The organism is Pigmentiphaga sp. CHJ604, from assembly GCF_036972535.1.
In the GTDB taxonomy this organism is placed as follows: domain Bacteria; phylum Pseudomonadota; class Gammaproteobacteria; order Burkholderiales; family Burkholderiaceae_B; genus Pigmentiphaga; species Pigmentiphaga daeguensis.
In genome coordinates, this window is the sequence record NZ_CP136998.1 from 5,608,070 (window position 1) to 5,619,401 (window position 11,332).

Annotated in this window: 15 protein-coding genes; 12 read left to right on the plus strand and 3 right to left on the minus strand. The window is 65.0% G+C overall.

The features are described 5' to 3' along the window. Window positions 1–2: 2 nt before the first annotated feature. Window positions 3–671, minus strand: coding sequence for a hypothetical protein (locus tag R4823_RS26980; RefSeq protein WP_165963109.1), 669 nt, complete (start codon window positions 669–671; stop codon window positions 3–5). Window positions 672–890: 219 nt separating this feature from the next. On the opposite strand from R4823_RS26980, the gene R4823_RS26985 reads away from it, so the two are divergent. Then, the gene (locus tag R4823_RS26985) at window positions 891–1,079 is read left to right on the plus strand and encodes a hypothetical protein (protein WP_338616805.1); all 189 of its coding nucleotides are present in this window, start codon (window positions 891–893) and stop codon (window positions 1,077–1,079) included. Window positions 1,080–1,112: 33 nt separating this feature from the next. On the opposite strand, the gene R4823_RS26990 is transcribed toward R4823_RS26985, so the two are convergent. Beyond that, window positions 1,113–1,982 (minus strand): alpha/beta fold hydrolase, encoded by an 870-nt coding sequence (locus tag R4823_RS26990; protein WP_087836768.1) that lies wholly within the window; start codon window positions 1,980–1,982, stop codon window positions 1,113–1,115. A 26-nt stretch (window positions 1,983–2,008) separates the two neighbouring features. Further along, a complete protein-coding gene (locus tag R4823_RS26995; RefSeq protein WP_254914536.1) occupies window positions 2,009–2,953 on the minus strand; it encodes a 3-carboxyethylcatechol 2,3-dioxygenase in 945 nt (314 codons plus the stop codon). A gap of 152 nt (window positions 2,954–3,105) precedes the next feature. On the opposite strand from R4823_RS26995, the gene R4823_RS27000 reads away from it, so the two are divergent. The 11 genes from R4823_RS27000 (at window position 3,106) to R4823_RS27050 (ending at window position 11,329) form a co-directional block, all read left to right on the plus strand. Further along, entirely contained in the window at window positions 3,106–4,374 is a 1,269-nt protein-coding gene (locus R4823_RS27000) for a Rieske 2Fe-2S domain-containing protein (RefSeq protein ID WP_165963108.1), read from the plus strand. Window positions 4,375–4,395: 21 nt separating this feature from the next. Next, on the plus strand, window positions 4,396–4,878 hold the full coding sequence (locus R4823_RS27005) for an aromatic-ring-hydroxylating dioxygenase subunit beta (RefSeq protein ID WP_087836755.1): 483 nt from the start codon (window positions 4,396–4,398) through the stop codon (window positions 4,876–4,878). Window positions 4,879–4,926: 48 nt separating this feature from the next. Beyond that, the gene (locus R4823_RS27010; RefSeq protein ID WP_132979452.1) at window positions 4,927–5,886 is read left to right on the plus strand and encodes a tripartite tricarboxylate transporter substrate binding protein; all 960 of its coding nucleotides are present in this window, start codon (window positions 4,927–4,929) and stop codon (window positions 5,884–5,886) included. Between the two features lie 16 nt (window positions 5,887–5,902). Then, entirely contained in the window at window positions 5,903–6,934 is a 1,032-nt protein-coding gene (locus R4823_RS27015; RefSeq protein ID WP_132979451.1) for an alcohol dehydrogenase catalytic domain-containing protein, read from the plus strand. Between the two features lie 106 nt (window positions 6,935–7,040). Further along, the gene (locus R4823_RS27020; protein WP_087836758.1) at window positions 7,041–7,850 is read left to right on the plus strand and encodes a helix-turn-helix domain-containing protein; all 810 of its coding nucleotides are present in this window, start codon (window positions 7,041–7,043) and stop codon (window positions 7,848–7,850) included. A 52-nt stretch (window positions 7,851–7,902) separates the two neighbouring features. Continuing rightward, window positions 7,903–8,675, plus strand: a protein-coding gene (locus R4823_RS27025) for an IS5 family transposase (RefSeq protein WP_132980470.1) whose coding sequence is annotated in 2 segments (ribosomal slippage) — window positions 7,903–8,227 and window positions 8,227–8,675 — 774 coding nt in all. Because the reading frame shifts where the segments join, the coding sequence is not laid out codon by codon here. Between the two features lie 89 nt (window positions 8,676–8,764). Beyond that, the gene (locus R4823_RS27030) at window positions 8,765–9,151 is read left to right on the plus strand and encodes a hypothetical protein (RefSeq protein WP_087836759.1); all 387 of its coding nucleotides are present in this window, start codon (window positions 8,765–8,767) and stop codon (window positions 9,149–9,151) included. Window positions 9,152–9,163: 12 nt separating this feature from the next. Beyond that, entirely contained in the window at window positions 9,164–9,667 is a 504-nt protein-coding gene (locus R4823_RS27035; protein WP_338616810.1) for a sigma-70 family RNA polymerase sigma factor, read from the plus strand. Window positions 9,668–9,671: 4 nt separating this feature from the next. Further along, window positions 9,672–10,451, plus strand: a complete 780-nt coding sequence (locus R4823_RS27040; protein WP_132979448.1) for an anti-sigma factor — start codon at window positions 9,672–9,674, stop codon at window positions 10,449–10,451. 96 nt (window positions 10,452–10,547) lie between these two features. Further along, window positions 10,548–10,829, plus strand: a complete 282-nt coding sequence (locus R4823_RS27045) for a DUF1778 domain-containing protein (RefSeq protein WP_087836762.1) — start codon at window positions 10,548–10,550, stop codon at window positions 10,827–10,829. Then, the gene (locus tag R4823_RS27050) at window positions 10,826–11,329 is read left to right on the plus strand and encodes a GNAT family N-acetyltransferase (protein ID WP_132979447.1); all 504 of its coding nucleotides are present in this window, start codon (window positions 10,826–10,828) and stop codon (window positions 11,327–11,329) included. The genes R4823_RS27045 and R4823_RS27050 overlap by 4 nt, the downstream gene beginning before the upstream one ends. The last annotated feature ends 3 nt before the right edge of the window (window positions 11,330–11,332 follow it).

The window sequence follows — 11,332 nt, forward strand, 5'->3', positions numbered from 1 at the left end:
CTTCAGCCTCCGCGCAGTCGTGCCGCCGTGGCCTCGTCCGCCGGCTTGGCCAGCAGGCCGCCGCGGTCGTTGAACAACACTTCGTAGCGCGCGCCGTCGAACATGGGCATGAAGGTGGCGCTGCCGTACTCGGCATCGACGTAGGGCAGCCAGCGCGAGAATTCGCGTTTCAGCACCCACAGGTCTGGCAGGCGCCGGTCGTCGTCCAACGCGTACACGGTGCGCAGGACGCTGCGTTCGCGCTCGATGTCGTCATAGCGCCCGCCGATGCGGTCCAGGCGGTACAGCGAAGGCACCCCGGCCAGCGCCGCCGGCAGCCGCCAGCGCAGCACGCGCGCATCGATCTGCCACGCGTCGCCCGACAGCACGAACTGCCGCTCGCCCTGGGGCGCGCCGGCCGGCCCGGGCGGCAGCGCGACAGTGACGCGGTAGCGCTGCGGGCCTTCCTGCTTGAGCTCGATGGTGGCCACCTGCCGGTCTTCGAACAATTGCAGGTAGCGATGGACCGTGAAGGCCAGCAACCCCGAGACCAGGCTCAGGGCAACCAGCGCCAGGCCAAGCAGGCGCCGCAATGGCCGCAGCCCGCGCGACCCGAAGGCCATGCCGAGTCCGGGAACGGCAAGAATGACCGCCGCCACGGCGATCCAGAGAGAAGGGCTCAGCGCATCCACCCGGGGCCTCCATGTGTATTCCGGGCATCATGCTCGCACAAACCGGGGGAATGCGTATGTTACGGGTTACCACCGGAGGCTCCGGGCCGGGAGCGCCCGCTGGGGCTGGCCCTGGCTTTTCGAGGCCGTGGCGTTCATCCGCAGGGCGACAGCGGGGCGTTGTCCACGATCCTGCGCGCCAGGGTCCCGGCTTCTTTCGCCAGCTGGTCGGGGTCGCAGATGCGGTTGATCGCCACCTTGAACGAGCAGATCAACGCGGTCCTGGGCGAAGCGGCCACCAAGCGGCGCATGCAGGAACTGGGCGTGGCGCCCAGCCCCGACACGCCCGAGGACATGGCGGCCTTCATGAACACCGAGGGGCGGCGGTGGCAGGCGACGGTGCAATCGGCGAACGTCAGCTTGCAATGACGAAAGAGGCGGCCCCGCGCCGCCCCTTCCTGCTCAGTCGTCCAGGAACTCCCGCACCATCCTATTGAACTTTTCAGCGTGCTCCCACTGCGCCCAGTGCCCGCAGCGGCTGAACACGTGCAGTTCGGCATCGGGCAGCCCCCACAGCAGCCGCAGCCCGACGTCCATGGGTACGAAGCGATCATCGCGCCCCCAGATGACCAGGGTCCGGGCCTTGATCTCTCCCAGGCGATGGCCCAGGTCCGGGTACTGCTTGGGATTCACTTCCGAACTCTTCACGAAATTCCGCAAATGCTCGCGACGGGCCAGCATGTTGTCCAGGCGCGCCTGGAACAATTCTTCCGTCAGGCTGCCGGGATCATAGACGAACACGTTCATCATGCGCTTGAGATTCTCGATGGTCGGATCGCGATACAGAGCGCCGATCAACTTGAGTCCCTCGGTGGGCATGGGCACGAATTGGCTGGGACCGCCGGTACCACCGCCCATCAGTACCAGCTTGCCGGTGCGCGCGGGATTGCTCAACGCGAAGGCTACCGCGCTGTGCGCTCCCATGGAGTTGCCAATGATGTGCGCCTTGTCCAGGCCAATGGCGTCCATCATGCCCTTGAGCGCCTGGGCATTGAGGTCCGAGCGCGAGCCGGTGCTGACGACGGGGTCGCTCTTGCTCCAGCCGGGGAAGTCCAGCAGGATGACCCGGTAGCCGGCCTCAACCAGCGGCTCGATATTGCGGTTGAAGTTGGCCCAGCCGCTGGCGCCCGGCCCCGACCCATGCAGCATGACCACGGTCTCGCCGCCGCTGCCGACGTCGTTGTAGTGCAGTTGCAGCTTCTGGTCGCCAGTATCGATGCGGACGAACCTGCTGGTGGAGGCCTCGCTGAAGACGGGGGTTGGCGTGGACATGATGTCGATCTCCTCGGGTCGATGGGTCATTTGTCCTGCATGAACAGGATGCCGTAGCCGGCGATGAGTTCCGGGATGGCCTGGTAGTGCCTCAGCCCACAGGGCAGCGGCCGGGATGGCAGGGCCGCGCGGGCGACCAGCCAGGTCTTGGATTCATGGGCGGACAAGCCTGCCTCGCAGGCGATGGCATCTTCATTCCAGGCCGCCAGGGCTTGCAGGTCTCCCCCGGCCAGTGCGTCCATCCAGCGAGCATCCCACTCCGGGTTGAGCGGTTTCATGTCCGGCGCGCCGCCTGCCAGGGCCATACCAGCAGCCATCACGCGCGCGGTCTTGGCGTCACGCTCAGCGGACGTGGGCTCCTGCCGGACGATGATGCGTTCGCGCACCGCGGGATCGGGATGCGCCAGGGTCGGAACCGGCGGCTCGTGCGAAAGGCCGCCCGATCCGATCAGCAAGGTTCGACGCGGCAGCGCGTCCAGGAAGCGGCCAAGCTCCTGGCCCAGCTGCAAGCAACGGCGCAGACGTGGAATGCCCGGCTGGGCGACAGCGTTCAGGAACAAGGGGACGACCGGCGGTGTATCCAGGTCGCCCCACAGGAACTGCAACGCCTGCACGAAACCGTGGTCAACCTGCATGCGACGAGACAGCGCGATGTCGAAACCCGCATCCATCAAGTGATCCGCCAGTGCCAACACGGTGGATTCGTCGACATTCAGTGCGCCGGCCGGCGTCAGATAGTCGCCCACCGAGCGCGCAGCGCTGCCCAGGCAGAACGGCGGCATTAATTCATTGAAGAAGCCGTTGTAGTGATCGGGCCCGGCCAGCACCACCAGCTGAGGATCGAAGGCGCGCACCAGTTCGCGGGCCTGGGCGATGGCCGCATCCAGCGTCCTCTGGACATCGCTGGCCAGCGGGTTCAATCCGAACAACGGGGTGTGCGACATCCCAAGGAAAGCTCGCGTCGCAGTCACTCGATCACCTCATGCTTTATCCGCAAAGCCTGGACTTTAAGGACTCGAAGCGCCCATAGGGGTGCACATTGTGCACCTTCGTGCACGTGATCGTTGATGTCCGCAACAGAGCCACCCATAGGATGCGCCGGTCCAGAAGTAGGAGTAGAAATATGAATGTCCGGCTGGAATCCCGTCCGTTCGCCAGCATGGTGGACGAACAGCCCAACGAGTTCCGCGTCGCCACCGCGGCGTACCGCGGTCCGGAGATCTTCGAGCAAGAAATGGAGAAGATTTTCTACCGGACCTGGATCTACCTTTGCCATGAAAGCGAAATCGCCGAGCCCGGCGATTTCAAGTCGACCCAGATCGGGACACGGCCGGTCGTCGTCGCGCGCGGCCGCGAAGGTGGCGTGCACGCGTTCCTGAATGCCTGTGCGCACCGCGGCGCCACGCTGTGCCGCGAGGAAAAGGGCAATACCCGGTCTTTCGTCTGCCCGTATCACGGCTGGTCTTTCCGTCCGTCGGGCGAACTGCTCGGTATTCCGGACGAAGCGCGCTATCCGACTGGCTTCGACAAATCCGACAAGAACCTCAGGCCCGTTCCCCGCATCGCATCCTACGGAGGCCTGATCTTCGGCTCCTTCAATCCTGGCGTGGAAGACCTGGAGACATTCCTGGGCGGTGCCCGGCGGCACATCGACATCTGGCTCAAGCGCGCCGCAGGCAGCCGCTACCGCCTGGCCACTTCGCACAAGTACGGCTTCAACGGCAACTGGAAATTCCAAGCCGAGAACGTCCACGACGGCTACCATCCGGGCTTCGTCCACAAGTCGGCGTTCAATACGGTACGCAAATTCGACGGATCGTTCGAGAACCGGGAACTCAAGGCTTCGGTGCGCCAGCAAGGCCACACGCGAGGCTATCCCGAAGGGCACGGCACGCTGGAGGCGGGGGCACCGCTGGAGTCGGGCGGGATCGATCCGCGCGTGCGGCAGGCCTACAACGACCAGTTGAAGACCTTGTACGGCGAGGATGAGACCGCCGAGATCCTGACCAACCGTCAATTCCTGATCTTCCCCAACCTGGTGATCTTCGATTTCAACATTCGCGTGGTCCAGCCCATCGCGCACGATCGAACCGAGGTCTATTCCTATCCGGTGATGATCGAGGACGCGCATGAGCAGCTCAATGCCAATCGCATGCTGGACGCCCAGACCAGGGTGGGTACGGCGGGCATCCTGTCGGCCGACGATATCGATGTGTTCGCGGGTAACCAGAACGCGCTGAAGGCCAACTGCTTCGACTGGATCACACTCAGCCGCGGGCTGGACAAGGAGGAGATCCTGCCGTGCGGCGAGCACGTCGGCGTCTATAGCGACGAAACGCCTCAGCGCGCGTTCTGGCGTGCCTGGCGCTCGAAGATGGCATCAGCCCGCTGAACAATCCCGCCCGGAGCATCCATGTCCCATCCCATCCATCGACTCATACATCAAGAAGCGCGTCTGCTGGACGAGGGCCGGCTCGACGACTGGCTCGCGCTGTACGCCGACGACGCCACCTATTGGGTGCCGATCGACGAACACGCCGACCCGTTGAAGGATTCATCGGTCATCTACGACGACCGCCTGCGCCTGGCCATGCGCGTCGAGCAGATCATGCGCCAATCCCGCGTGGCGCAGTCGCCGGCATCCAATACCTTGCGCATGATCACCAACGTGGACGTGGCCGAGAACGGCGACCTGGCCTCCGCGACATTCGCCCTGCTGCTGACTGAAGTGCGTTCTGGCGACTGGCGCCAGAACGGCCTCGGAGAAACCCGGCTCTTTCCCGCCCATTGCACGATGACGTGCAGCCGGACCGCGGACGGCTGGAAGATCCAGCACAAGAAGATCGTGCTGCTGCATCGCAGACAGCCGATCGTGGGCCTGTCGTTCATCATCTAGCGGCCTGGCCGCGCGGAGTGCCCTCGGGCTCCCATATCAGGAGACATCATGAAAAACTTCGTTCCCCACCTGGCCGCTGCACTGCTGCCCATGGCCGGACTGTCGGCTCACGCCGCCGGCTACCCCGACAAACCGGTGACCATCGTGGTGCCGTTCGCACCCGGAGGTTCATCCGACAGCGCCACGCGCACCCTGGCCGAACAACTGAGCCAGAAGTGGAAAAAGCCCGTGGTGGTCGAGAACAAGCCGGGCGCCTACGGCAGCATCGGTGCCGGCCATGCGGCTCGTGCAGCCGCCGACGGCTATACCATCCTGCTGGCCTCGGTATCGGTCGGCACCATCAACCTGTTCCTCAAGAACCCGGGCTTCGATCCCGTGAAGGACCTCACGCCGGTCACGCTGGTGGCCCGCGGAGACTACGTACTCGCGGTCAACAAGATGCTGCCGGTGAACAACATGAAGGAACTGGCCGAGTATGCCCGGGCCCACCCCGACAAAGTCAACCACGGTGCCTTCGGCAGCGGCTCCATGCTGGCCTTCGAACAGTTCTCGGAGTCCATGAACTTCAAGGCGCAAAACGTCAACTATCGCGGCGAGGCGATGTCGCTCAACGCCTTGATGGCAGGCGATGTCCAGGTCATGCTTGCGACGCTGAGCGCCGCACGCCCATTCATCGAGGCCGGCCGGGTCCGTCCGCTGGCCATCCTGGCACGCGAGCGCTCGCCCATCGCCCCGGGCGTGCCCTCGGCGGACGAAAGCGGAGGTCGAGGCTTCTACGTCGACTTCTGGTTCGGTTTCATGGTACCCAACGGCACGCCCGACGCCGTCAGGAAGCAGATTGCCGCCGACACCGCGGACATCCTGAAGAAGGACGACGTCCGGAAGAAGCTGTACTCGCTCGGCCTCGTCGCCACCTCGTCCACCCCCGACGAGTTCGGCAAACTGATCCAGTTCGAATCGACCCGCTGGATAGAGACTGCCCGGCGCACCGGCCTGCAGGCGGAATGAACGGCAGGAGCGAGCAATGCTGTCTTTGAATAAGATACAGCCAGGCCTGAACGGGCTGGCAGTGCTGGACCGGGACGTACGCGCGCCGGATGCAGGCGAGATGCTGGTCAAGGTGCACGCAGCGGGCGTCTGCGGCACGGACATGCAGCTCTATGGTGGCGCCGGCGCATTCGCCCAGCGGCTGAAATTTCCCACCGTCCTTGGCCACGAGATGTGCGGAACGGTGGTCGAGACCGGCGCCGGTGTCGTCCACGTCAAGGTGGGTGACCTGGTCAGCCTGGAAAGCCACATTCCCTGCTGGACCTGCCGCGCCTGCCGCACCGGCCGCGCCCATGTCTGCCCCCACACGCGCTATCCCGGCATCGACATCGATGGCACCTTCGCCGAGTACGTCACGGTGCCGGCCGCGATTGCATGGGTCAACCCGCCAGACGTATCCCGCGAAAAGGCCGCGCTGTTGGAACCTCTGGGCATCGCCGTCCATGCCACGCTGGAGGGTGGCGGAGTTTCTGGCCGCGCAGTGGCGGTAAACGGCTGCGGCCCCATCGGCCTGATGAACGTCGCGGTCGCACGCTACTTCGGCGCACACACGGTGATTGCGGTCGATCCGAATCCAAAGCGGCGAGAGGCCGCGCTGCGCATGGGCGCGGACCGTGCCATCGATCCAGCCGCCGAGTCCGCGGCCACGGCCGTACGAGACATGACCCGGGGAGAAGGGGCGGACGTCGTGATCGAGTACACGGGTCACCCCGATGGTGTGCACAATTGCTTCGCCATGGTGGGCATGCTGGGCGAAGTGCGCTGGTGCGCGACCCCTGGCAGGTCGATGGAGTTCGATTTCGGCGCATGGCGCAAGAGTCGCCCCACCATCCGCAACATCCACGGCCGCAGGCTGTGGGAAACGTGGGAGGCCGCCGCGCCGCTCGTCTACGGAAACCGGATAGACCTGGACCCCGTCATCAGCCATCGAATTCCCCTGGCCGAGGCACCTCGCGCCTTCGAGCTGATCCTGGCGGGCCAGGCGGTCAAGCCGCTCATCCTGTGCTGAAAGCAGGCGCTTGCCCTTGACCGCGGGGTCACGCCGGTCGGCCCGGGACCGGACGCCATCTATCGTAAGATCGACGCATCGTTCCCCGATCACGAAATCTGCACAGATGGCGCGAAACCTCGACGGCGGCTACCGGCTCTGCCAATCTCTGGTGAAGGGCCTGGACATCCTGGCTGCGCTCAACCGCAGTTCCGGCGGCTCGGCCTCCATCGCCGAACTGACCCGCACCACCGGCATGCACCGGACCACCATCAAGCGCCTTCTGGAGACGCTGCGCGAGGCCGGCTATCTGGAATGGGACCCGGCCACGAACCTGTACCGGCTGACATTCCGGGTGCACCAGTTGAGCTATGGGTTTCGTGACAACGTCGCGATCACCGAAGTCGCCTGGCCCATGATGCGCGCGTTATCCAGAGCCATCGTCTGGCCCTGCTCCATCGTGTCGCTGGAAGGCGATGAGATGATCGTTCGGGCATCCACGCGCTCATACAGCCCTCTGTCCTTTCATCCCGGCATGCCCGGCCGCCGGCTACCCATCCTGACCACCGCTGCCGGCCGCGCCTACCTGGCTTACGCACAGCTGGAAGAACTGGCAGCCATCCTGGACCTGCTGCAGGGCCGGACCGACGACTACGCCAGGCTGGCGGCCGACGACCGTTTCGTCCAGACGCTGATCGCCCAGACCCGTGAGCGCGGCTATGCCTTGAACCAGGGCGAATGGACGGACGAGCCGAAATTCGGCGGCGTCGCGGTGCCACTGCGCTTCCAGGATCGGGCCGTGTCCTCGCTGAACGTGATCTTCCTGTCGCGGGGAGTGAAGGACGACGCGGCGCGACGCAAGATCGTGGACCATCTGTTCGAAGCGCAAAGGGAAATCGAGGAACGATTCGCGGCGCATAGGCAGCAGATGGGCTAGGTCGTGTTAACACTAATGGTGTTAATCATGAAAATTAAGAGATACTTCGGTGATGGAAATCAGCGAAGCCCAATTCAAGCAGATAGAGCATTGCCTTCCTCGCCAGCGGGGCAATGTGAGCATGAGCAATCTGAACGTGCTGAACGCGATCCTGTACGTGGCCGAGCACGGCTGCAAATGGAGAGGGTTGCCGGAGCGTTTTGGCAACTGGCACACGATCTATACGAGAATGAACCGGTGGTCCAAGAGCGGCGTTCTGGATCGGGTGTTCGAGCAACTGCAGCAGTCGCAGATTGTCCGGATACGCATCGAGGCGGTGTCGCTGGACAGCACGATAGTCAAAGTGCATCCGGACGGTACGGGGGCCCTCAAAAAAAAGGCCGCCAAAGCATTGGCAAGTCTCGAGGAGGCTGGACCACCAAGATTCATCTGGTTGCCGCGGATGCTCGAACGGCAGTGATCTTCGCGCTGTCGCCGGGCCAAGCCGGCGATGGCCCGCAGGGGCGGGCACTGTTGCGCCGCCTGGGCAGACCGAATCGGCCACTGCACTTGCTGATGGACAAAGCCTACGAAGGCAACGAGACTCGGCAACTGGCCTTGGATTTGGGATACATCCCAGTCGTGCCGCCATTGAAGACGCGTGTTCAGCCATGGCAGTACGACCGGGAGATGTATAAGCGGCGCAACGAGGTCGAGCGCCTGTTTCGGCGACTCAAAGGCTTCCGCAGAATCTTCTCCCGCTTCGACAAACTCGACGTCATGTTTACCGGGTTCATCAATTTCGCCCTGATTGCAGATGGGCTGCGTTGTGTTAACAGGCCCTAGGCGGCGAAATTTTCCGCCGAAGGGAATATTGGACGGCCCGCCCCCGTATACCGTTCAAGCACCCTTCATCAACCACCAAGGAGTATCCCATGGTAGCCAGGAAAACATCGCTTCTGCCCTCCCTGCTGCTGGCGACGGCGGCCCTGTTCGGCGCGTCGGCCGCGCAGGCGGCCCCCGCCCAGGCGAAGGACGGCGTGCTGGCCGGCGGCAACGGCATGACGCTCTACGTGTTCGACAAGGACGTCGCCGGCAGCGGCAAGAGCGTGTGCAACGGCCCGTGCGCGACCAACTGGCCACCGCTGATGGCCACGGCCTCGGACAAGGCCGAGGGCGACTACACGGTCATCACGCGCGACGACGGCAAGGCCCAGTGGGCGTACAAGGGCAAGCCGCTGTACTTCTGGGTCAAGGACCAGAAGCCGGGCGACAAGACCGGCGACGGCGTCAACAACGTCTGGCACGTCGCCAAGCCCTGACCTGACCGGCCCATGGACAGCCGCGCGGTGACCGCCCTGCTTCCGCGTCTGCGGCGCTATGCCCGCGCGCTGGCGGGCGATCGCGCGGCGGCCGACGATCTCGTGCAGGACACCCTGGAACGCGCGTGGGCGCGCCTGCACACGTGGCACACCGGGCGCGACCTGGGCGCGTGGCTGCTGTCCATCATGCACAACCTGCGCGTGGACCAGTTGCGGGGACAGCGGTTGAACACCGTGCCGTGGAACGAAGCCCTGGACGACATGCCCTCGCGGCCCACGCAGGCGGACGGCATCGAGCTCGAGGACCTGGAGCACGCGCTGGCGCAGTTGCCGGAGGAACAGCGGGCGGTCCTGCTGCTGGTCGCGCTGGAAGGAATGCGCTACGCGGAGGTCGCGGACACCCTGGGCATCCCGCTGGGCACCGTCATGTCCCGGCTGTCCCGGGGCCGGGAGCGGCTGCGCCTGATCCTGGACGGACAGCCGCCCGCGGCCGGAACCCTGCGGATGATCAAGTGAAACCATGATGCCCATCACCGAAGCCGATCTGCATGCCTACGTCGATGGCGAGCTGTCGCCCGCGCGGCGGGCCGACGTGGAGGCCCATCTTGCCGGCCACCCGGACGCTGCCGTGCGCGTGCGGGCGTGGCAGGAACAGAAGCGCGCACTGCAACGGCTGTTCGAACCCGTGTTGGACGAACCGATCCCGCCCGCGCTGGAAACCGCGGCGATTCCCCCGGGCGCCCGCCGTGGCCGGTCGACGCAGCCCGCCCTGCGCATAGCCGCCGGCATCATGCTGGTCCTGCTGGGCGGCATGGCGGGTTGGTGGGGACACGGCCGCTACCAGGCCCCGGCGATCGCCGACGCCCGGCCATCCCTGCCCCAGCAGGCCGCGATCGCCCATGCGGTCTATAGTCCGGACGTGCGCCGGCCGGTCGAGATCGGCGCGGACCAGGAAGCCCAGCTCGTCACCTGGCTGTCGCGGCGGTTGGGCCGGGACGTGCGGGCGCCCAAGCTGGGCGGCCTGGGCTTTGAACTGGTCGGCGGCCGCCTGCTGCCCGGCAGCGAAGGCCCCGTGGCCCAGTTCATGTACCAGGACGCCGGCGGGCAGCGCCTGACCCTGTACGTCAGCACCGAGCGCGACGGCAATCCGGACACGGCCTTCCGCTTCGCGCGCGAGGGCGGCATCAATGTCTTCTACTGGATAGACGGGCCCTTCGGCTATGCGCTGTCGGCGGGGGTTTCCAAGGACGAGCTGGCGCGGGTGGCGTCGGCCGTGTACGACCAGTTGGATAAGCGGTAGGTATCGCGGGCTGTTGCCAGGGCATGCCGATTCAAGCATCCCTACTTTTGATTTGTACGGCAATTTGCCGTATGATCGAAATAGGAGGACAGCACCATGTCTACAGCCGTTTCCACCGCTCGTCTCGAAGCCCGAATCAGTACCGACCTGCATTCGATGCTCAAACGCGCCGCCGAACTCCAGGGCAGGACCATGACTGATTTCATCGTTGCCGCGGTTCAGGATGCCGCTCAGCGGGCTATCGAACAGGCCGAAGTCATTCGTTTGTCCCTGGCCGACCAAGAGTGTTTTGCTCAGGCTTTGATGGAGCCCCCGCCCCCCACCCCGGCCTTGAAGCGCGCAATGGCTCGTCGCCGCAAACTCTTGCGTGCTGAATGAGGAATGCGCCTTTCCTGGTCGGATCCCTCGATGCGACTCATGACCGTACAGCATTCAATTGCGATTCGGAGCCTCTGAATCGCTACCTGCGAGAACAAGTGTCGCAGGATGTCCGCCGCCGAGTGGCGGCCTGTTTCGTGGCCATGGCCGATGGGCAGCGCATCGCGGGCTACTACACATTGGCCTCGGCCAGTCTACTGCTGACGGATCTGCCAGCTAGTGTCGGCAAGAAACTGCCCCGCTATCCGACCGTACCCGCCGTTCGCATGGGACGCCTGGCCGTGGATCAGACATTCAAGGGCCAGGGCCTGGGCGGCGCGCTGCTGGCCGATGCGCTTGACCGGGCCGCCCGTTCGGAAGTCGCCGCCTACGCGCTGATGGTTGACGCCAAAGACGAAGCAGCGGCGGCCTTCTATCGGCACCATGGATTCATCGCTTTGCCGGACTCGCCGCGCACACTCTTTTTGCCGCTGGCTACCGTACGCCCGTCCCGAAGCTGATCC

What these genes read in the sequence shown, in the direction of transcription:
- R4823_RS26985 (WP_338616805.1), top strand. Translation starts at nt 891, where the DNA reads ATGCGGTTGATCGCCACCTTGAACGAGCAGATCAACGCGGTCCTGGGC.
- R4823_RS26990 (WP_087836768.1), bottom strand. Translation starts at nt 1,982, where the DNA reads ATGTCCACGCCAACCCCCGTCTTCAGCGAGGCCTCCACCAGCAGGTTC.
- R4823_RS27000 (WP_165963108.1), top strand. Translation starts at nt 3,106, where the DNA reads ATGAATGTCCGGCTGGAATCCCGTCCGTTCGCCAGCATGGTGGACGAA.
- R4823_RS27005 (WP_087836755.1), top strand. Translation starts at nt 4,396, where the DNA reads ATGTCCCATCCCATCCATCGACTCATACATCAAGAAGCGCGTCTGCTG.
- R4823_RS27010 (WP_132979452.1), top strand. Translation starts at nt 4,927, where the DNA reads ATGAAAAACTTCGTTCCCCACCTGGCCGCTGCACTGCTGCCCATGGCC.
- R4823_RS27015 (WP_132979451.1), top strand. Translation starts at nt 5,903, where the DNA reads ATGCTGTCTTTGAATAAGATACAGCCAGGCCTGAACGGGCTGGCAGTG.
- R4823_RS27020 (WP_087836758.1), top strand. Translation starts at nt 7,041, where the DNA reads ATGGCGCGAAACCTCGACGGCGGCTACCGGCTCTGCCAATCTCTGGTG.
- R4823_RS27030 (WP_087836759.1), top strand. Translation starts at nt 8,765, where the DNA reads ATGGTAGCCAGGAAAACATCGCTTCTGCCCTCCCTGCTGCTGGCGACG.
- R4823_RS27035 (WP_338616810.1), top strand. Translation starts at nt 9,164, where the DNA reads ATGGACAGCCGCGCGGTGACCGCCCTGCTTCCGCGTCTGCGGCGCTAT.
- R4823_RS27040 (WP_132979448.1), top strand. Translation starts at nt 9,672, where the DNA reads ATGATGCCCATCACCGAAGCCGATCTGCATGCCTACGTCGATGGCGAG.
- R4823_RS27045 (WP_087836762.1), top strand. Translation starts at nt 10,548, where the DNA reads ATGTCTACAGCCGTTTCCACCGCTCGTCTCGAAGCCCGAATCAGTACC.
- R4823_RS27050 (WP_132979447.1), top strand. Translation starts at nt 10,826, where the DNA reads ATGAGGAATGCGCCTTTCCTGGTCGGATCCCTCGATGCGACTCATGAC.